General features: G+C 63.9%; 20 protein-coding genes. 10 read left to right on the top strand and 10 right to left on the bottom strand.

Features of this window, described 5'->3' with window-relative positions; genetic code table 11:
- Positions 1-12: 12 nt before the first annotated feature.
- Genes N5C88_RS09105 through N5C88_RS09090 form a run of 4 tightly spaced genes read right to left on the bottom strand, consistent with a single transcriptional unit; the run spans position 13 to position 3309 of the window.
- Positions 13-615: a glutathione S-transferase family protein gene (locus N5C88_RS09105; protein ID WP_280015198.1), complete on the bottom strand. Its 603-nt coding sequence runs from the start codon at positions 613-615 to the stop codon at positions 13-15.
- A gap of 39 nt (positions 616-654) precedes the next feature.
- Positions 655-1032, bottom strand: coding sequence for a RidA family protein (locus N5C88_RS09100; RefSeq protein ID WP_059371780.1), 378 nt, complete (start codon positions 1030-1032; stop codon positions 655-657).
- A 1-nt stretch (position 1033) separates the two neighbouring features.
- The gene (locus N5C88_RS09095) at positions 1034-2170 is read right to left on the bottom strand and encodes a hypothetical protein (RefSeq protein ID WP_280015197.1); all 1137 of its coding nucleotides are present in this window, start codon (positions 2168-2170) and stop codon (positions 1034-1036) included.
- 11 nt (positions 2171-2181) lie between these two features.
- On the bottom strand, positions 2182-3309 hold the full coding sequence (locus N5C88_RS09090; protein ID WP_280015196.1) for a cupin domain-containing protein: 1128 nt from the start codon (positions 3307-3309) through the stop codon (positions 2182-2184).
- 269 nt (positions 3310-3578) lie between these two features.
- Here N5C88_RS09090 and N5C88_RS09085 point away from each other — a divergent pair, with 269 nt between their 5' ends.
- Positions 3579-4274, top strand: a complete 696-nt coding sequence (locus tag N5C88_RS09085) for an FCD domain-containing protein (protein WP_059371783.1) — start codon at positions 3579-3581, stop codon at positions 4272-4274.
- On the opposite strand, the gene N5C88_RS09080 is transcribed toward N5C88_RS09085, so the two are convergent.
- Entirely contained in the window at positions 4271-5164 is an 894-nt protein-coding gene (locus N5C88_RS09080) for a LysR family transcriptional regulator (RefSeq protein ID WP_280015195.1), read from the bottom strand. The genes N5C88_RS09085 and N5C88_RS09080 overlap by 4 nt on opposite strands.
- Before the next feature lie 110 nt (positions 5165-5274).
- Here N5C88_RS09080 and N5C88_RS09075 point away from each other — a divergent pair, with 110 nt between their 5' ends.
- From N5C88_RS09075 to N5C88_RS09055, 5 genes are read left to right on the top strand one after another with little or no spacing between them, the layout of a single operon-like run.
- The gene (locus N5C88_RS09075; RefSeq protein ID WP_118933802.1) at positions 5275-6633 is read left to right on the top strand and encodes an acyclic terpene utilization AtuA family protein; all 1359 of its coding nucleotides are present in this window, start codon (positions 5275-5277) and stop codon (positions 6631-6633) included.
- 2 nt (positions 6634-6635) lie between these two features.
- Positions 6636-6962 carry a hypothetical protein gene (locus N5C88_RS09070; protein WP_059371786.1) on the top strand — a complete coding sequence of 109 codons (327 nt, stop codon included), beginning with the start codon at positions 6636-6638 and terminating at the stop codon, positions 6960-6962.
- An 11-nt stretch (positions 6963-6973) separates the two neighbouring features.
- Positions 6974-7891 carry an SMP-30/gluconolactonase/LRE family protein gene (locus tag N5C88_RS09065; RefSeq protein WP_280015194.1) on the top strand — a complete coding sequence of 306 codons (918 nt, stop codon included), beginning with the start codon at positions 6974-6976 and terminating at the stop codon, positions 7889-7891.
- Positions 7892-7948: 57 nt separating this feature from the next.
- Complete coding sequence (locus N5C88_RS09060) at positions 7949-8920, top strand: tripartite tricarboxylate transporter substrate binding protein (RefSeq protein WP_118933829.1); 972 nt, start codon at positions 7949-7951, stop codon at positions 8918-8920.
- Between the two features lie 7 nt (positions 8921-8927).
- Positions 8928-10022, top strand: a complete 1095-nt coding sequence (locus N5C88_RS09055; protein WP_280015193.1) for an SDR family oxidoreductase — start codon at positions 8928-8930, stop codon at positions 10020-10022.
- Positions 10023-10144: 122 nt separating this feature from the next.
- On the opposite strand, the gene N5C88_RS09050 is transcribed toward N5C88_RS09055, so the two are convergent.
- Together N5C88_RS09050 and N5C88_RS09045 are read right to left on the bottom strand one after the other, a co-directional pair.
- Complete coding sequence (locus tag N5C88_RS09050) at positions 10145-11941, bottom strand: adenosylcobalamin-dependent ribonucleoside-diphosphate reductase (RefSeq protein WP_347881389.1); 1797 nt, start codon at positions 11939-11941, stop codon at positions 10145-10147.
- Between the two features lie 15 nt (positions 11942-11956).
- On the bottom strand, positions 11957-12415 hold the full coding sequence (locus N5C88_RS09045) for a universal stress protein (protein ID WP_118933806.1): 459 nt from the start codon (positions 12413-12415) through the stop codon (positions 11957-11959).
- Positions 12416-12708: 293 nt separating this feature from the next.
- Between N5C88_RS09045 and N5C88_RS09040 the strand changes: the two genes are divergently transcribed.
- From N5C88_RS09040 to N5C88_RS09025, 4 genes are all read left to right on the top strand, one after another.
- Positions 12709-13356: a BON domain-containing protein gene (locus N5C88_RS09040; RefSeq protein ID WP_125471106.1), complete on the top strand. Its 648-nt coding sequence runs from the start codon at positions 12709-12711 to the stop codon at positions 13354-13356.
- 31 nt (positions 13357-13387) lie between these two features.
- The gene (locus N5C88_RS09035; RefSeq protein WP_280015191.1) at positions 13388-14371 is read left to right on the top strand and encodes a zinc-dependent alcohol dehydrogenase family protein; all 984 of its coding nucleotides are present in this window, start codon (positions 13388-13390) and stop codon (positions 14369-14371) included.
- 120 nt (positions 14372-14491) lie between these two features.
- Positions 14492-14806, top strand: coding sequence for a hypothetical protein (locus N5C88_RS09030; protein WP_124260386.1), 315 nt, complete (start codon positions 14492-14494; stop codon positions 14804-14806).
- A 68-nt stretch (positions 14807-14874) separates the two neighbouring features.
- Positions 14875-15489: a hypothetical protein gene (locus tag N5C88_RS09025; protein ID WP_125471108.1), complete on the top strand. Its 615-nt coding sequence runs from the start codon at positions 14875-14877 to the stop codon at positions 15487-15489.
- A 37-nt stretch (positions 15490-15526) separates the two neighbouring features.
- On the opposite strand, the gene N5C88_RS09020 is transcribed toward N5C88_RS09025, so the two are convergent.
- The 3 genes from N5C88_RS09020 to N5C88_RS09010 form a co-directional block, all read right to left on the bottom strand.
- Entirely contained in the window at positions 15527-17272 is a 1746-nt protein-coding gene (locus N5C88_RS09020) for an alpha/beta fold hydrolase (RefSeq protein ID WP_280015190.1), read from the bottom strand.
- Positions 17265-17678 (bottom strand): hypothetical protein, encoded by a 414-nt coding sequence (locus N5C88_RS09015; RefSeq protein WP_059371795.1) that lies wholly within the window; start codon positions 17676-17678, stop codon positions 17265-17267. Before N5C88_RS09015 ends, N5C88_RS09020 begins: the two co-directional genes overlap by 8 nt.
- A gap of 147 nt (positions 17679-17825) precedes the next feature.
- Complete coding sequence (locus N5C88_RS09010) at positions 17826-18560, bottom strand: helix-turn-helix domain-containing protein (protein WP_223283457.1); 735 nt, start codon at positions 18558-18560, stop codon at positions 17826-17828.
- Between the last annotated feature and the right edge of the window lie 184 nt (positions 18561-18744).

The raw sequence follows: 18744 nt of genomic DNA, 5'->3' as shown, positions 1-18744 counted from the left end.
CCATGGCCGACCTCAACCGGCCGCGACGGCCGTGGCAAAGGCCGGTCTGTCCTCGACCCGTTTCATCCATGCCTTCAGGTTGGGCAATTCGGGTTTGGCGTGCGGGAACTTCAGGCAGCGCCGGACCAGCGGGGCCAGGCAGATATCGGCCAGGGAGATCGCGTCGCCCGCCACCCAGGTCTTGCCCGCCAGGTGGCCATCGAGCAGGGTTAGTTCCGCGCTCAACAGTTTCGCCGCGGCCTCGGTCAGCTCTTCGGGAGGCAGCTTGGCTTCCTTGAAACCCGCCAGGTACGCGACGTTCAGCGATGCCAAAGTCCAGTCCATCCAGCGCTCGACCTGGCTGCGGGCCGCCGGGTTGGCGGGGTACAGGGTTTCGCCCTCGTGCGTGTTGGCGATGTAGCGCAGGATCGTGTGCGATTCCCAGATGTGGAGGTCACCGTCGCGCAGCGTTGGCACTTTCTGCGTGGGATTGATGGCCTTGTATTCCCCAGTGAGCGTCGTGCCTTCGAATGTCTTGCCGTAGTCTTTGCGCACGTAGGGAACCTTCAGCTCCTCGAGCAGGAACAGTACTTTCTGAACATTGCCGGACGTGGCGCGGCCGAGAACTTCCAACATGATGCAACTCCCTTGAGTGTGTTTGTTGTCCGATTGCGGTCAAAGCGGCTTGTAGGCCATGCATTCGATCTCTATCTTGGTGTCGATGACGGCGCGCGCTTCCACCGTGGTGCGCGCCAGCATGCCGTCTGGGAAGTACTCCTTGAAGACGCCGTTGTAGCGGCCGAAGTCGCGGGCATCCTCCAGGTAGGTCGTGACCTTGACGACGTCCGCCAGGTCGCAGCCGGCGCTCTGCAAGGCGCGGCGCATTGCTTCGATCGTGCTGCGAGTCAGCTGTTCGATGGTCCCTTCCTGCATGACTCCGTTCTCATCCTTGGCGACCTGGCCGGACACGAAGACGAAGTCACCCGCACGCACGGCTGGATGGAAGGGGAGGTTGGGATTCTTCTTGCCGAAGGCTTGCTGTAGATATGTCATGTCAGTTTCCGTAGACGGAGCTTTCGATGATGTCCAGCCCGCGCTGCCTGTCCAGCAGATAGAGCAGGCCGCGCGAGTCGGTCGTAACGTCGTTCGACGAGACCCGCTCGAACCCGGCGGGCGTGTCAGGCTCGTAATAGCCGACCTCCCTGGGCCTGAAGGGATCGCTGATGTCGACCAGCCGCAAGCCGCGCGCGAACCACGCAAAGGGCAGGACGCTGCCCGTGAAGCGTTCGGCGGGCTGGTGACAGCCCGACATGGGCTCTTTGGGTGTGCCGTCCGGATCGACGCCATCGACCTGGAACGTCGAGACCGGAATGGGCTGGCGTTCGTCGGTGATGTCGAACAGCCAGGTGAAGGCTGGCGGAGACGGGCGCAGCTTGGCGACGTCTTCATCGGCGACGACCAGGATCTGCCGGCCTTTCAACAACATGGGAATCGGCAGGGCCGTGTGCGTCGGATGAGGATGCGCCGGGCCGGTGTTGAATTGCGATATCAGCTTGGGGCGCGACAAGTCCTCGATATCCAGGATGAACATGCCGTGGTGCCAATAGGACACGTACAGCCGGTTCCCCATGCGCAGCGGGTGGTGGCAGCGGGGCGGAACATAGTTGTCCCACGGATAGTCCTCGCCGGCCTGCATGTTCTGGCCAGGGATCCACCAGCTTCCCACTTCTTCGGGACGCGATGGTTCCTGCAGGTCCAGTATCTTCACGATATTGCCGACGAAGCCGGGAGCCGTGGGCGAAATGTACGCATAGCGGCCATCGAAGTCGTAGCGATGCACGCCTCCGCCCTCCGTTCCCGTCTTCCAGTGCTTGATGAGGCGGGGGCGGTCCGGACGGCTGACGTCGTAGATGCCCAGTCCGCCGCCAAAATCGTCCGCGCCGGCGCGGAACTTTTCATAGTTGACGATCATCAGGCCGTCCTTGGCCCGGACCTTGTGCGAATGCCATCCCATCGGCACCTCGAGCGAGGCCAGCAGCCGGGGCCGCCGCGGATCCGCCACGTCATAGATGGAGGTGCCATAGGGTGGCCGCATATGGGACACGAACATCGTGTTCCCTTCCACCCAGACCTGCCCGCCGCCCTCGCAGTCCACATGGGCCACCAACGAGGTATTCCAAGCTTTAGCCAAGACGGGTCTCCTCAGACCAACTCAATGAGGTCGCCCTGCGCGGTGCGGCCCCACTGATGGAAAAGCCCCATTGCGCGCAGCGCCGGCTCGTCGCTGGCGATGAAGAGGATCAATGGTTCGGTGTGGTCGTTGCGGTACTGGACCCAGGTGTCGCTGGGGACGGCCACGGTATCGAAGGGCTCGAGCGGGAAACTCTCTTCGCCGATGGTCATCGTGCCTAGTCCGGAAAACGGGGCGACCAGGAGATTGGCCGTTTGCTTCAGCGGCAAGGTCGTCTCTCCGGGGCGGACCATCTGCATGAAAAAGGTCATCGTGCGGTACACCGGCCCACCCCGCAACGGATGCGTGTATTCAACCAGCAAGCCTTCGTGCGGAGATTCGTCCCAGTCCCGGAAGCGGTAGAGCAGCTCTCGCATGGCGTCGTAGCGATACACGAACATGGGCGATGAGTCGCCGCCGCCGCGCCGATGGTCGACAAAGCGGGGCGTCAGGCCTCCCACGCCATAGAGCGTGCGCGAATACTCGGTCTGGAAGCGGGCGCTCTGCTTGCGCACGACTTCGCCGTTCTCCTGGTAGTCGTGCTTGAAGCTCAGCGCGTTGAGGTTTTCGACCAGCGGGTAGTCAAGCACCGATAGGTTGATGGCGGGCTCGTTGCCGAGATTGCCATGGTTGTGCCACGTGTCGCGCGGCGTGAGCACCATGTCGCCAGGCAGGAAAGTGATGTCTTCACCCTCTACGCCAGTAAAGTTCTGCTGGCCCGTCAGCCCAAAGCGGATGGCGCTCGCGGTGTGCGAGTGCGGAGGCATGATCTCGTTGGGATCGTTCTGACGGTACGCGGTGTAGAGGGTCGATACCGTTGCGCGGCGCGGGGCCAGGCCCGGATTGACCAGGATCAGCGAGCGCCGGTCGGTGTTTTCGGTCGAGATCAGCCGCGCCGATTCGGCTAGCAGGGGCTGGATGTCCTCTTTGTACGACCAGCGGAAGGGCACGGCCTTGGGGCCGCTGACGAGCTGTTTGATGTCATCGTGCGCCTCGTTCTCGCGCGCCCAGAACGGAAACATGGATCTCCGCTCGATCTGCTCATACATGGCCGACAAATCCGCTTCGCGAGTGCTGCTGGCGGGATGGGTTCCGTGCATACATGTTCCCCTTGAAAGTTATTGATTAACCACATGGCGGAACAAATCTAATAACAACCAATGGTTGTGTAAACGGTATTTGTGGTTCGATATGGAAAACCCCTAAGGTCTCCGCTTGTCGTGCTTTTTATTTATAAAAAGACGATATAAAACAATTGGTTATGCGGAAAAATTCGATTTATCAAAATTATCAACCGGTTGTTTATTTTTATTGCGATTCAACCGTTTTCGAATCTAAGATGGTTGCGAAAACATGACGCGAGGGAACAATGGCACGCACCCGCCAACCCGAGGTTTCCAATGACATACGCAGGTTGATCACGCAGATTCGAGCGCTGTTGGGCAAGGGGGAGGAACTGCCTTCCGAGCGGGTTCTCGCGGGGCAACTGGACGTCAATCGTCATCGTTTGCGCCTTGCCCTGGACAAGATGCGCGAGGCGTCCGAACTGCCGCGGCCGGCCATTCGTCGCAACGATCCGCCCATCCTCAAAGGCGATGTCGTGGTCCAGGAGACGAATGCGCTTGAGGTGATCGAACTGCGCATGGTGCTGGAGCCGGCGATCGCGCGATTGGCCGCAATCCGGGCCTCGCCGGTACAGATCGCCAAAATCCTGGAAGCCGCCACAACGCCGTCAGGGGTTGCGCGCTCGACCGGGGATATCGCGTTCCACAAATTGCTGGCGGACAGCTCCGGGAACCAACTGGCGGCAAGCCTTTATGCGTTCTTGCGCCACGTCGGCGCGGACCAGCGCCTGCATATTCCCGCCACGACGCAAACCACGCGGGAGCGCATACAGATGCGTGACCAGGAACACCGCGCAATCGCGGAAGCCATTGCGAGTCGATCGCCGGATGCGGCCGAGCAGAGCATGCGTGTCCATCTGTGGCGTGTGCAGCGCGAGATCGCGGATCGTTTGAATCCGGTCGGAACGGGTGTGCAGACCCAGCTGGCGCCGCGCTCCTAGCTCGGATCCGTCCGCCGCAAAGTGTCCAGGAAGCGCAGCGCCGCCGCCGACAGGGACCGTTGGCTCTTGAGCAATATGCCGATGTTGCGTGACGCGGTGGGCGAGTGCAGCGCCACGCTGCACAGCCGCGAGGTGTCCATCAGGCGCAGGGCCAGCTGCGGCACCGCCGCTATGCCCACGCCGGCCGCCACCATTGCGCCCACGACAGAAATATTGTCGGACACGTAGTTCATTTCCGGCAGCCGGCCGGAGGCGGCCAGAATCTGGTCGGTGACTTGGCGGATGCTGCTGGCGGGGCCGCTCGCCACATAAGGCCTGTCGGCGAAAACGCTCCAATCCACGCGCTTGCGTTGCGCCAGCGGGTCGTCTATCGGGCAGATCAGCACGAAGTTCTCTTTCAGTAGTTGCGTGAATTGCACGCTGGCCGGCTGGTCGGGAACCTCGATGGAGATGCCGATGTCGGCATTGCCTTCCGATACGGCCTGCGTGATCTGGCGCGCGGAAACCGCGTGGATGTTCAGGCGCACCTGAGGGTGCGACTTCTGGAAGGCGCGCGTCGCCGCGGGCAGCAGGGCGGAGGCGACTGAGGGGAGCGCCCAGATGTTGATGCTGCCCCGGCGGCCCGCGATGAATTCGGACAGATCGCTAAGCGAATCGCGGAACTCCGACAGCATCCGCATCGCAATTGGTACCAGTTCCGCACCGGCGGAGGTCAGCGCCACGCCATGCTTGTCGCGGTCGAACAGCTTGGCGCCGAGCTTCTGTTCCGCCGCCTGCACGCGCCGGCTGAGCGCCGGCTGGGAAATAGGCACGCGTTCGGCGGCCATGCGGAAGTTGAGCGTTTCCGCCACCAACAGCACCGCCTCCAGTTCGGAAATGGTCAGGGTCATGGCCGGCGTGATGCGTTTGAGTTATTACGAAGATATAAATATATCAATTTTCAGATCAGGCTGGCCGCAGCATACTAAGCCGCAAAGTAGCAATACGGATGGAGATAGACATGAATGAACCGCGCAAGCGGCTGCGCATCGGCGTAGGGGCCGGCATGGCGGACGACCGCATCGGTCCGGCCATGCCGCTGCTGGAAGACTGCGATATCGACTACCTGGTGTGCGAATGCCTGGCCGAACGGACCATCGCGCGCGAAACACTGTCGCGCAAGCATGACGGCGCTCACGGCTACAACCCGATGCTGGAGGAGCGCATGCGCGCCTTCCTGCCGGCGTGCCGGGAGAAAGGCGTCCGGCTGGTGTCCAATATGGGCGCGGCCAACCCGGCCGGCGCCGCGCAGGCCGCGCTGGACATCGGTCAGGCCTTGGGATGGCAGGATCTCAAGTGTGCCGCCGTAGTCGGCGACGACGTGGCCGACCGCGTGCGCCTGCATCCCGAACTGCGCCTGCTGGATCGCGATCTGCCGCTGGAGGCGATCCTGCCGCAACTGGCGTCGGCGAATGCCTACCTGGGCGCCGACGTGGTCCGCGATGCGCTCGCCACCGGCGCGCACGTGGTGTTGACGGGCAGGGTCGCAGATCCCTCGCTGTTTCTGGGTGTGGCCTTGCATCATCACGGCTGGAGCTACCAGGACCTGCCCAAGCTGGCGGCGGGCACCATCATGGGCCATCTGCTGGAGTGCTCGGCGCAGATCACCGGCGGCTACTTCGCCGACCCAGGCAAGAAAGACGTTCCCCGCCTGGCCGAACTGGCTTATCCCTATGCCGATCTTTACGGCGACGGCGAGTTGTACATAGGCAAGCCGGCTGGCTCGGGCGGCCGCCTCGACCGCATGACCTGCACCGAGCAGGCGCTGTACGAAATCCATGATCCCGCGGCCTACGTGACGCCAGATTGCGTACTGAGCCTGGAAGGCCTGCATTTTGAGGAGCAGCACGCGGACCGGGTGGCCGTGCGCGGCATACGCGCCGCGCCGCGGACCGATCGCTACAAGGTCGTGGTCGGCTACTTCGATGGGTGGATAGGCACCGGCGAGGTGGCCTATGCGGGCGTGAACGCGATTGCGCGGGCGCGGTTGGCGGCCGACACGGTGAAGGAGCGGTTCCGGCTTGACGGCGGCGCGGCCAGCGAGATCCAGGTAGACCTGATCGGCATCAGCAGCCTGCATGGCGATCATCCGGAGGCCGTCGCCGGCCACCCCTACGAAGTCCGGTTGCGCGTGTCGGCGCGCTGTCCAGACAAAAAGAGCGCCCACCTGTTGGGGGACCACGTGCGGCAGTTGAACATGCAAGGGCCTTATGGCGCGGGCGGTCCCGTCAACCTGGGCGCCAAGGAGGTCATAGCCGTGGATGCCCTGCTGATTCCGCGCGACTGGGTCACGCCCGAAGTCATTACGGTGGGAGCTTGAACATGGGCATTCTGGTTCATGACCTGGCGCATGCGCGCGCCGGCGACAAGGGCAATACCTCGAGCATCGCCGTCATTGCCTACGACGAGGACGCCTGGCGCCTGCTGCGCCAGGCGCTCACTGCCGAACGCGTAGAGCAGGCCTTTGCCCATTTGGGAGCAGGGAAGGTGAGGCGCTATGAGGTCGAAAGCCTGAGGGCGCTGAACTTCGTCATTCCGAACGTACTGTCGGGCGGCGTCACGCGCTCGCTGCGCCTGGATCCCCATGGCAAGTCGCTTAGTTCGTTGATGCTGGGGATCGAACTTCCGGCCTGCCCACCGCAATCCTGAAAGGAACCGCAATGTACCCTCCCGCTGAACCCATGGGCACCGAGGTCTACGCCCGGCTGCCCGAATCCCTGCACCTGACCGATCAGGCCTCCACCTGGCTCGCCGCGCGCCACGTGAAGATGCACTCTTTTCTGGAGGGGCCTTCTTTCGATCGCTCGGGCAATCTCTGGTGCGTCGATCTGGCGCATGGGCGCATCCTGCGCGTGGATCCGGCAGGCAATTTCGAGGTCGTCGTCACCTACGAAGGCGAACCCAATGGTCTGAAGATCCATCGCGACGGCCGCATCTTCGTCGCTGACCATCTGCATGGCCTGATGCTTCTGGATCCCGAGACCCGCAGCATCCGGCCCTACCTGCAGCATGTGCAGCGGGAAGGCTTGAAGGGCCTGAACGATCTGTTCTTCGCCTCCAACGGCGACCTGTACTTCACCGATCAAGGTGAAAGCGCCTTGGAAAACCCCACCGGCCGCGTGTTCCGCCTGCGCGCCGACGGCAAGACGGTGGACCTCATCATGGAAGGTCTGGCGGGCCCCAACGGTCTGGTCATGAACAAGGCCGAGAACGTGCTCTACGTGGCCATCACGCACGACAACGCCATCTACGCGCTGCGGCTGGAACCGGACGGCCAGATGAAGAAGGCCAGCCGTTTCATCCAGCTATCGGGCAGCACGGCCGGGCCGGACGGCATGGCCCTGGATGAGGCCGGCAACCTGGCCATCGTCCACGCACAGGCGGGCACCGTGTGGCTGTTCAGCCCGCTGGGCGAACCCCTTTACCGCATCCATTCCTGCGCGGGCCTGCGCACCACCAACGTTGCTTTCGGCGGCGAGGACGGGCGTTCCCTGTTCATCACCGAAGCGGAGCAGGGCGTCATTCTGCGCGCCCGGCTGCCGCATCCCGGCAAGCGGATGTACTCGCACAGAGACTGAGCCGCGCGCCACGAATTCGATCCACATAAGAAACCACCATCCATGGGAGACAACATCATGATTCCTTTCCGATTGATCGCCGGCCTGGCCCTGAGCCTGGCCGCCGTCACGGGCGCGCAGGCCGCCGATGCCTACCCCGCGCGCCCCATACGCCTGATCGCCACCTTCGGCCCCGGCAGTTCCATCGACATCATCGCGCGCCTGGTGGCCAAACCCCTGGCCGAGCAGCTGGGCCAGCCGGTGATCGTCGAGAACAAGCCGGGCGCCGGCGGCGACCTGGCCACCGACATCGTCGCCAAGTCCGGCAAGGACGGCTACACCATCGGCTTCGCTTCCGCGGGGCCGATCACGGTCAATCCCAATGCCCGCAGCAAAATGCCCTATGACCCGCTCAAGGATCTGGCGCCGGTAGCCCTGGTGGCCACGGGACCGAACGTCATCCTGGTCAACCCGTCGATTCCGGTGACGAACCTGCAGGAGCTGATTGCCTACATCAAGGCCAATCCGAACAAGGTCAACTACGCCTCGGCTGGCGTCGGGACCAGCGGTCATATCGCCGGCGAGCTGTTCCAGCACCTGTCCAAGACCGAAATCCTGCACGTGCCATACAAGGGCAACAGCGATGCGATCACCGACACCCTGGGCGGGCGCACCCAGATGGTCATCAGCGGCGTGCCGCCCATCCTGTCGTTCGTGAAGTCCGGCCAGTTGCGCGCCCTGGCCGTGGCCGATGCCAAGCGTTCGCCCTTGCTGCCGGACGTCCCCACTGTCGCCGAAGCCGGACTGCCAGGCGCGGAAAGCGTCGCCTGGTACGGCATCGTCGCGCCCGCCGGCACGCCGCAAGCGATCCTGGACCGTCTCCACGATGAGATCGTCAAGGCCGTGAACAACCCGGAAACGCAGGAGAAATTCGCCGGCCTGGGTATCGTTCCTTCAGCGGACAGCCGGGCGGACTTCGGCAAGCGCATGGCGGACGAGTACGTCCGTTTCAAGGAATTGTTCAAGCAGATCAACCTGGTCATGGATTGACGGAATCATGTCACGCACCGTTATCGTTACTGGCGCCAGCGGGCTGGTCGGCTCCGCTGCCGTCGACTCATTCCTGAACGCGGGCTGGGACGTCGCGGTTTCCCGCCGGCGTCCGGAGATCATCAGCCAACGGCCGTACACCCATCTGCCGGTCGATCTGCAGGACGCGCAGGCGTGCCGTCGCGCCTTTGGGGACATGCCAGAAGCCACGCACGTGTTCTATGCGGCGGTCTATGAGAAGCCTGGCCTCATCGCCGGCTGGCGGGACCCGGAGCAGATGGCCACCAACCTGAGCATGATCAGGAATGTCATCGAGCCGCTGGCCGCCAGCGGCAGGCTGCGGCATGTCAGCGTGCTGCAGGGCACCAAGGCCTATGGCGTGCACCTGCATCCCATCCGCACGCCGGCGCGTGAACGCCAGCCCCGCGACGATCATCCGAACTCATACTGGTTCCAGGAAGACTACATCCGGGAAAAGGCCGCACAGGGCGGCTTTGGCTGGACGATCTTCCGACCCACCATCGTGCTGGGCCCCAATGTGGGCGTGGCGATGAATACCGTGCCGGTCATCGGCGTCTACGCGGCGGTGTGCCGCGCCGAAGGAAAGCCGTTCTGCTATCCCGGCCACATTTCCTATCCGCGTGAAGCCGTGGATGCGCGTCTGATCGGCGATGCGGGCGTCTGGGCGGCGGAGCATCCGACGTCCTGGAACGAGCACTACAACCTTACCAACGGCGAAGTGTTCAGCTGGCACGACCTGTGGCCGTCCCTGGCGGAGTTCCTGGGCGTCGAAGCCGGCCCGGACCAGCCTGTCCGCCTGGCCGAATACCTGCCCAGCCGGGCAACCCTGTGGGACGAGATCGTCAAGCAGCATGGCTTGCGGCCCCTGAGCATGGCGCAGATCCTTGGCGAATCCCATTACTCGGCCGACGCCCGTTTCGGCTATGGCCTGAAGACCCCACCCGCGCCCGCATTTGTCAGTACGGTCAAGATCAAGCAGGCGGGCTTCACGCAGACCTATGACACCGAGGCATGCGTGAAGCACTGGCTGGGGGTGCTGATGGAACGCAAGATCATTCCATCCTCCCTGGCGGGAGCGTAGCGAAAAGGGCGGGTTGCGCGGGGGAGGGCGCGCGCGCCCTCCTGTTGCATGCGCCGATCAATACCGCCAGTGCACGGTTCGAGCTTGACCGAGCTCGTGGTCTACGGAGCCATGTGGCTGCGCTAGCCGCAGGTATCGGGACTACGCGTTGGACATTCAGATGCTGATACGTTGACCGAGGAGGTCATTACCTCGGCCAAATGCGCATCTGGCCGGAACACTGTCAGGCCTTTCAACCCCATTCTCCAAGCCAGCATGAACAATTCTTGCGCGTCCTCCGTACGATAATTGCCGGGTACTGGGACGGTCTTTGAGATGGCGGCATCTACGAATGGTTGCATGCCCGCCAACATGAGCAGGTGGTCTGCCGGCGCGATATCCGCGCTTTTTCGGAAGTACTCGGGAATCGGCGAGCCGGGAGGCTGGGAGTGTTTCCAAAGCCGCCATGCATGGTTCTCCACGACCATTTCCGCTGTGTTGTCGTCTCGCAATTGAAGGCGCCGCCGATATGCCCAGTCGAAGGCGGGTTCGATGCCGCTGGAGCAGCCATCCGCGAAGGCAAGGCTGACGCTGCCGGCAGGTGCGAATGAAACCAGGTGGCTGTTGCGCAAGCCATGCGCGGCAATCGCTTGCCGGACCGCCACAGGGAGTGCGCTGCCGATCGCGTCCGCGGCCAGGTAATCGTTGGGGCGATACAGGGGGAATGGTCCTCGCTGCGCGGCCAGCGCAGCAGATGCCGCGTAGGCATGGTCACGAATACAGCGTGCGACGGCTCTCGCTGCCGATCGTCCGGGTTCGCTGTCGTAACGCAGTTTCATCATGGCGAGCATATCCGCCAGGCCGGTCACTCCTATCCCAATCCGACGCTTGGAATGCGCTTGCGCCGCCTGAGCGGGAAGCGGCCATTCGGTCAAATCAATCACATTGTCCAGCATGCGTACCTGTGTCCGAACCATCTGACCCAATCGTTTCAGGTCGACCGTCGGCTGCCCGCCCAGGCCGAACGGATGCCTGACCAGGCGGGTGAGATTGATCGGACCCAGCACGCAGCCGCCATAGTCCGGCAGAGGCTGTTCACCACAGGGGTTGGTGGCCCGTAGGGTTTCGACTGCACGCAGATTGTTGGCGCGGTTGATGGTGTCGATGTACAGGATGCCGGGCTCCGAACTGTGCACGGCCTGACCGGCGATGGCGCGCCAGAGCGTGCGGGCGGGTACCTGGCCATACCGCCATAGCCCGCAGGCCAGCTTGGCTGCACCCAAGGAAATGCTGCGCGCATCGGGTAGCGCAGGGTGCAGCAAGGACCATGCCTCGTCTTGCTGGACGGCGGTCATGAACGCATCGGTCACCGCGACTGAAATATTGAATGTCGACCATCGTGTGCGGCCATGCTTGGCGCGCACGAATTCGAGAATATCGGGGTGATTGCAGGCCAGCACCGCCATTTGCGCGCCCCGCCTGCTGCCTTGAAACGTCAGGCCAGCGCAGGCCGCGTCGTACCTGTCGATCGCGGCGCAGACGCCGGGCATGGAGTCCCGGGCCTTTGGATCGGCCGATGCTGGCGGCAACGCCGAAAAGTCATAGCCGACTCCGCCGCCCATGGCGAGTGTCTTGCAGGCCTCATCCAGACCCGCCTCGAAGGACAGGCCGGGTGCGCCGACGCCGACCGGTTGCACAAAACAGTTGACCATGGTCGCGTGGATGTCCCGGCCGGCGTTGGCCATGATGCGGCCGGCGCCGATCGCGCCCAGCGTCATGTTCCGCAGAAAGACTTGCGCGATGGCGGCGCGTTGCTCCGCAGGCTCGGCCTTGGACAATGCGCGAGCCACCCGCCGGTAGATCTGCCGCGCCGAGACCTCGTTCGGCCCGGCATAACGGTCGGCCATCACTCGCGCACAGATTTCCTGCGGCAAGCGCACAGGAGCCCCTGGGACCTACGCGCCGCCTTCGGGGGCGCGCACCAGCAGCACAGGTACGGCGGCGCCGCGCATGATGCCCTCGGCGCTGCTTCCCAGCACCAGGCGGCTCGGTCCCCGGCGTCCATGCGTGCCGATGACGATCAAGTCCGCCTTCCACGCCAAGGCTTCGTCCAGCACCCTTTGCTTAACGGTCCTGTCGAGGTTTTCATATAGCACCGTGTCTGCTTCCACCTCCGCTGCCTTGGCTTTCTCCAGCGCCGCTTCGAGCACCTTTGCGCCGTTCTTTCGGACCAGGTCCAACAGCTCGCCCGCGCGATAGCTGTACGCGTCGGCGGTAAAGGCGAACGAGAGTTCATCGATGACATGAATCAAGCGTAGGCTGGCGCCCGTGGCGCGCGCGATTCGTATGGCTTCCTTCAGGCCCAGTTCGGACGTCGGACTGCCGTCTATGGGCACAAGAATTTTCTGATACATGCTGGAGCTCCGCGTAGTGGGGGAACGGATACTCAGTATCGGAGGGTGCGCGTCCGGAATATTGACCGTTGTCAAGAATGGCGCGAGGCGAGGCGTCTTGACCCGGGACGGGCAGCCGCCGCGGTTTTGCCCCCATATTTGCATGACAAAAATCAACGAGAGCCCGCGGGCATGGATCAATATGTCTGGGAGGCCCAGGCCAAGAATGGGGAATCATCATATGGCCGCAACCGGGCTCGGCGATTCCGAATTGGGCTGGACTTGGTTCAACCGCGAGCATTCAGGAGAGCATCATGATCGATGCGGAACTGCGGGACAGGGTGCAGAGGGCGCTGGAATTCGAGCCCAGCGTCAATAATCTGCACATAGGCGTGGTGGCGGAGAACGGCGTAGTGACGTTGACGGGGCATGTCAGCACTTTCGCGCAGAAACTGGCCGCCGAGGAAACGGTTCAACGCGTCAAGGGAGTCCGCGGAATCGCTCAGGAGATCGAGGTGCGGATGGCTGCGGACAAGCAGCTTGCGGACGACCAGATCGCCTCGCGGGCGCTCAGCATCATTGCCTGGGATTCGACGATTCCCGATGGCAAGGTCCAGGTGTCCGTGCACAAGGGCTGGGTGACGTTGAATGGCTCCGTCGAGTGGTTCTATCAACGCGAAGCGGCGGCGCACGCCGTCCACAAGCTTTCAGGCGTGACTGGCATATCGAACCTGATCGAAGTGACGCCCTCCGTGCACGCGGGCGACGTCAAGCGGAAGATCGAGGAAGCGCTGCTGAACAGTGCGCTGGTCGAGGCCAACCGCGTGGAAGTCAGCGTGCATGACCATAAAGTCGTACTGAGTGGCCGGGTCAATAGCTGGGTCGAACGTGGCGCCGCGGAGCGGGCGGCCTGGGCGGTGCCCGGCGTGGTCGAAGTGCAGGACAAGCTGGCGGTCGGCTAGGCCGACGCCGCGGCCGACCAGGGCGCCCGCCATGAAAAGCATGGTGCAACGGGTCGCGGGCGAGCCTCTGACCCTGGAGCACGGCGCCACGCCCGAGCCGGGCGGCGGCGAGGTGAGGCTGAGGGTCGAGGCGTGCGCCGTCTGCCGCACCGATCTGCACGTGGTGGATGGCGAGCTGCCGGGCCTGCGCTATCCGGTCACGCCCGGGCACGAGGTGATAGGCGTCATAGAGCAGGCAGGCGCAGGCGTCGACCCGGGCATGGTGGGGCTGCGCGTAGGCGCGGCGTGGCTGGGGAAGACTTGCGGCCAATGCGGCTATTGCCTGTCGGGGCGAGAAAACCTCTGCGATTTCGCGGAATTCACCGGCTATACGCGGGCTGGCGGCTTCGCCTCGCACCTGATCGCAGACGCACGATACATATTTCCGGTGCCTCGGGACCGGAGTGCGGCCTCAATGGCACCTTGGATGTGCGCGGGGCTGATCGGCTGGCGAGCGTTGCGGGCAGCGGGGCCAGCGCAGAGGCTTGGCATCTATGGATTCGGGTCCGCGGGCCAGATAGTGGCGAAAGTCTGCGCCTGGCAGCGCCGGCACGTCTACGCCTTTACGCGGGCAGGGGATTTTCCTGCCCAACAGCAGGCCAGCGCGCTCGGCGCCGTATGGGCGGGAGACAGCATGAGTGACCCGCCGGAGCAACTGGATGCCGCCATCATCTTCGCGCCAGTGGGGGATCTCGTCCCTGCGGCGCTGAAAGCGGTACGCAAGGGAGGTTGCGTAGTGTGCGGCGGCATTCATATGTCGGATATTCCGTCCTTTCCGTACCGACTGCTATGGGAGGAGCGCCAGCTTGTATCCGTGGCCAACCTGACCCGTGCCGATGGGCGGGAGTTCATGGATGTTGCCATCGCCTCCGACGTGCAGTGCGACGTGCGCATATATCCTCTTGAACAGGCGAACGCGGCGTTGGACGATGTCCGCATGGGTCGTATCCAAGCAACGGCAGTCTTGATTCCTTGAAAGGCCTCGACGCCTATCACGCTGGGCGAGCTCCAGGCCGCCTGTTCAGCGGCGTGCCGATCCGACCCGCTCCGTACCCTGCGCGGTCCGGCCGGTCGCCGCCGCGTCGGCATCGAGTTTGTGATTTTGGTCAACAAGAACGCCGGTGGAAGGCTCAAGATGGGATACATGCCCGCGGCCTGCCGGCGGGGGATGCCTAGCGGCGATGTCCGCAGTTTTCATCTACGCCTTTATCAATGTGCCGCCCAGTCGGCGCGCCCCGATGTCCAGGAGACCAACATGCAACAGCCTGCCAAAACCCCGCCCGCCAAACAGGAAAAGGCGCGTTCGGATGCCAAGGAAAACGCCGAGCAACAGCGGCAGAAGGCCGAAACGGCCGAGTTGTTGGGGCGGCACAAGAATACCGGCCAGAAGGACCACAAGGGCGCACGCTGAAACGCCGGCGGGCGTCGTGATGAACCGCGCAGCCGCGAGCCGGAATGCGCCGCAACCCTGGAGGACTCATGAAGACCCGCGTCCTTGCCATATGGCTTCAACTCCTCCTGGCCATCGTGCCTGTTGAAATCGCCTTTGGACAGCCGGCGGATTCGCTCTCGTCGGTGTCTCCCGCCGTACTCAAGCGGGTGGACCAGGAGGCGGAGGCGGCGCTATCGCGTCTCTATCTTCAATCGCGCAAAGCGCAGGCGCTGGTTGCGCGTTCCTTTGGCGTGCTGGTCGTGCCTGCACTGCATGCGGATGGCGGCATCCTGGGAATGGCCTATGGCCGTGGCGTGCTGATCGACGCGGTGGGAGGGCGCAGCTATTACAACGCCATGGCCAGCCCCCCGGGTTCGGTGCTTGGGCTGGACGGAAAGGCGCTGATCCTGTTTTTCTCCAACTACGAGGCGTTGCGGGCGTTCCAGGCTGCCCCCGGATGGGTGGAGGGCGCGAGCGGAACCATCCAGGTCCTGGACGAGACCGCCATGGCGGGACGCAATCTGGTCATCGAGCCGATTGCGGGTTTTATCCTGTCGGACGCCGGGTTGGTGCGGGGGCTCGCGCTGAAAGGCATTCTTTTCATCAAGGTGCCTGTCTTCATGTGCGCACAGGAGAACGGGGCTTGCGACGCCGCGCCCTGAAGATCTTGATCGTGCGCCGCCGCGGCAACCCTGCTGGTCAATTCTGAAGCACGAAGCGCCCCGGGGCAGGCGTCAAGGAGGCGCCGATGGCCCCGGGCTCGCCCAGGGGCCGCAGGCCCGGCTGCGCGGGACCGGAGTGGGCATCGAGCCAGGCATGCCAATCGGGCCACCAAGATCCGGGGCGCAGGGTGCTGGCGGCCGCCCATTCGTCCGGGCCGAGGCGCAGCCTGTCCATTTCGCCTTCCCTTACGCGGTGCCAGCGCCCGGGATGCCCGGGCTCGCTGACGACGCCTGCGTTATGCCCGCCGCTGGCGAGAACGAAGCGGATGTCGGCGTCGGTCTGGTAGTGGATCTTGTAGATGGACCGCCACGGCGCGATCCGGTCGTTTTCGGTGCCCAGGGCGTAGATGGGCACGCGGATGTTGCGCAGGGCGATGATGCGGCCGTCGACCTGGTAGCGGCCCTCCGCCAGCTCGTTGTTCAGGAAGAGCTTGCGCAGATACTCGGCATGCATGCGGTAAGGCATGCGGGTGGAGTCCGCGTTCCATGCCATCAGGTCATTGGGCGCCGTATGCTCGCCCAGCAGATACCTGCGCACGGCGCGCGCGGCCGTATCGCTGACGGGCCGCAGCGCCTGGAACGCGGCGGACATCTGGCCGGCTGAAAGGTAGCCCTGCGCCCACATCAGGCTTTCCAGCAAGTACACCTCGCTGGCATCGATGTACAGTCCCAGTCCGCCCGGTTCGGTGAAGTCGGTTTGCGCCGCCAGAAGCGTGAGCGTGGCCAGGCGGTCGTCCTTTTTTCCCGCCATCGCGGCGGCGGCGATGCACAGCAGGGTACCGCCCAGGCAGTAGCCCACGGCGTGCACGCGGCGGCCTGGCACGATGCGGCAGACGGCGTCCAGCGCAGCCATGAAGCCCATGTGGAGGTAATCGTCCAGGGACAGGTTCCGGTCCCGCGAATCCACATTGCGCCAGGAGATGCAGAACACCGTGTAACCCTGCGCGACCAGATGCCGGATCAGGGAGTTTCCCGGCGACAGGTCCAGCACGTAGTACTTCATGATCCACGCAGGGGTGATGAGTATCGGCTCGGGGTGCGCCGTGGCGGTCGACGGCTCGTACTGGATCAATTCGATGAGATGATTCCTGAAGACGACCGCGCCGGGCGTGACCGCCACGTCCTTGCCTACCTGAAAGCGCTCCGTCCCCTCCTCGGGGGCGTGGCTCAGCCTGCGCTGCAGATCGGCAAGAAGGTTCATCTGGCCGGCAATCAGGTTGCGGCCGCCTTCGGCCAGGGAGCGTTCCAGCACGACGGGATTGGACCACGCGAAGTTGGCTGGCGAGAACATATCGCACCACTGGGCCGCGCAAAACGACACCAGATCCGCGTGGTGGGCGGCGACGCCGGGTACATCCCTGGTGGCGTCCATCCACCATAGCCGCGCCGATTGGAACGCGTGCAACCACAGGCTGAAGGGTTCGCGCTGCCAGGCCGGCGGCGCTTGCGCGCTGTCGGCCGCGGGCGTGGAAGCGCTTCGGTTCACGCCGGTCCAGGGCAGGGCGGCGTGCCGGCACAGCGCCGCGGCTTCAGTGCCGCATTTCAACCCCAGTTCGAGCTGCTTGCCGGGCGCGGTGCAAAGGTGCATCCACCAATCGGCGAGCGCGAGCGTGAACGCGGCCGGCGAGCCTCCGCCCGTAGCCTGCGCGATCAGCGCTTCTTTCCAATGGTTCAGCGCCTGGAACGGACCTTCTTCAGTTTGCCAATTCCTGACGCTACGCATTCTTGCCGCCGGCGGAACTCATCGCGTTGCCGTTGGCGAGAAACTGGCCGACGTCGAACGCGACCTCCGAGACCCGCTCCTGCCACGGATTCTTGCTGTCCCTCAAGGTGGCGGACGCAGAGGCGGACGCCGCGCGGGCGATCTTCTCGATCTCGCGCAGGTAGTCCAGTTCACGCCCCAGCAGATCGGCGGCCAGCTTCTGCTGATAGGAGCAAATTGCGGCTACCGTGGACATGGATTCCATTTCGGCGTGCGCCTGCTGCGCGAAGGCGAGCATTTCCTTGTCGGTCTTCAGCTGCAGGGCGCGTAGCTGCCGGGCGCTGTCGAAATAGTTCTCGGCCATGGCCAGCGCAGTATTCAGGCCATACTTGTACAGTGCCACATAGGGCTCGTAATCCGGTTGCATGACGAGTTCCTCCGCGAGGGTAGAGGGAGCGCCGCAACGGCGTCCGCCGGGCGCGACCTGTTCAGAATAGGATCTCCTGCCCGGACCGGCTTGACGAAACTCAATTCGCGGCCAACTTTACGGGGATGGCGGCGCGTCCGCCTGCGGTCACCCGCAACTGATCTTGCGGAGCGCTTCGATGTTGCGGATTTCCAGTTGCCTTCTGCGCACGCTGACCAGGGCTGCATCCTGCATGCGCGCGAAGACCCGGCACACCGTTTCCACCTTCATGCCCAGATGATTGGCGATGTCCTGGCGTGTCATCTTCAGAATGAACTCGCGGGGCGAGTACCCGTTTGCCACCATTCTCTCGGATATGCCTATCAGGAAGTGCGCGACGCGTTCCTCGGTGGTCATGCACCCCAGGGCCATGAGCAGTTCGCGGCCTTCATTGATGTCATGGGAGATCAGCCGGTTGAACTGCTGGGCGGCGATGAAGTCCTGCCGGCAGTTTCCCATCAGTTCGCAGAAGGGCAGGATGCAGACGAGGGAATCCTCCAGGGCGATCGCATCGCTGGTGTGCGTACCGGTCTCGATCGCGTCCAGTCCCAGCACGGCGCCAGCGACGGGAAAGGCGGTGATCTGTTCCAGCCCGGACGGATTGGTGGCCCGGATTTTCACCGACCCGGAGCGCAGCCGGTACAGATTCTGCAAAGGGTCGCCTGCGCGATAGATGGCCTCGCCCTGATGGACCAGCCGGCGGGCGTGGGGCGTGGCCGCAGGCGCCAGGCCTGCGTCTGTGCCGGCGTGGCAGATACGGGCGAGAGGGCAGACTTCGCAATCGCCCATCACCTCGGCGCGTAATGGCAATCGGGTTGCGGAAAACGGCGAGAGGGTATCCATGATGGCGCCTCACTGAGTCGGACTGCCGGAAATCCGCGTGGGGCAGGCGGGCGCATGCCCCGCGGATGTACGGACCCAGTATGCGTGGCCGTGGCGCTTCGCGCTATCGGCGCATCCCGCCAGATTGGCGTGGTGTTTACCTACGGCTGTAGGAATATTCCTACCTGGGTTGACTGCCGCGCCC

The organism is Achromobacter sp. GD03932, assembly GCF_029839485.1.
Taxonomy (GTDB): domain Bacteria; phylum Pseudomonadota; class Gammaproteobacteria; order Burkholderiales; family Burkholderiaceae_B; genus Achromobacter; species Achromobacter bronchisepticus_A.
Note: the sequence above shows the minus strand (reverse complement) of the source record. Positions and strands in the feature narration are given on the sequence as shown.

Bases quoted from the DNA above. Each gene is read 5' to 3' on its own strand.
- N5C88_RS09020 (WP_280015190.1), bottom strand. From the start codon at position 17,272: ATGCGTAGCGTCAGGAATTGGCAAACTGAAGAAGGTCCGTTCCAGGCG.
- N5C88_RS09080 (WP_280015195.1), bottom strand. From the start codon at position 5,164: ATGACCCTGACCATTTCCGAACTGGAGGCGGTGCTGTTGGTGGCGGAA.
- N5C88_RS09055 (WP_280015193.1), top strand. From the start codon at position 8,928: ATGTCACGCACCGTTATCGTTACTGGCGCCAGCGGGCTGGTCGGCTCC.
- N5C88_RS09070 (WP_059371786.1), top strand. From the start codon at position 6,636: ATGGGCATTCTGGTTCATGACCTGGCGCATGCGCGCGCCGGCGACAAG.
- N5C88_RS09040 (WP_125471106.1), top strand. From the start codon at position 12,709: ATGATCGATGCGGAACTGCGGGACAGGGTGCAGAGGGCGCTGGAATTC.
- N5C88_RS09015 (WP_059371795.1), bottom strand. From the start codon at position 17,678: ATGCAACCGGATTACGAGCCCTATGTGGCACTGTACAAGTATGGCCTG.
- N5C88_RS09035 (WP_280015191.1), top strand. From the start codon at position 13,388: ATGAAAAGCATGGTGCAACGGGTCGCGGGCGAGCCTCTGACCCTGGAG.
- N5C88_RS09065 (WP_280015194.1), top strand. From the start codon at position 6,974: ATGTACCCTCCCGCTGAACCCATGGGCACCGAGGTCTACGCCCGGCTG.
- N5C88_RS09085 (WP_059371783.1), top strand. From the start codon at position 3,579: ATGGCACGCACCCGCCAACCCGAGGTTTCCAATGACATACGCAGGTTG.
- N5C88_RS09090 (WP_280015196.1), bottom strand. From the start codon at position 3,309: ATGCACGGAACCCATCCCGCCAGCAGCACTCGCGAAGCGGATTTGTCG.
- N5C88_RS09060 (WP_118933829.1), top strand. From the start codon at position 7,949: ATGATTCCTTTCCGATTGATCGCCGGCCTGGCCCTGAGCCTGGCCGCC.
- N5C88_RS09010 (WP_223283457.1), bottom strand. From the start codon at position 18,560: ATGGATACCCTCTCGCCGTTTTCCGCAACCCGATTGCCATTACGCGCC.
- N5C88_RS09105 (WP_280015198.1), bottom strand. From the start codon at position 615: ATGTTGGAAGTTCTCGGCCGCGCCACGTCCGGCAATGTTCAGAAAGTA.
- N5C88_RS09100 (WP_059371780.1), bottom strand. From the start codon at position 1,032: ATGACATATCTACAGCAAGCCTTCGGCAAGAAGAATCCCAACCTCCCC.
- N5C88_RS09025 (WP_125471108.1), top strand. From the start codon at position 14,875: ATGAAGACCCGCGTCCTTGCCATATGGCTTCAACTCCTCCTGGCCATC.
- N5C88_RS09045 (WP_118933806.1), bottom strand. From the start codon at position 12,415: ATGTATCAGAAAATTCTTGTGCCCATAGACGGCAGTCCGACGTCCGAA.
- N5C88_RS09075 (WP_118933802.1), top strand. From the start codon at position 5,275: ATGAATGAACCGCGCAAGCGGCTGCGCATCGGCGTAGGGGCCGGCATG.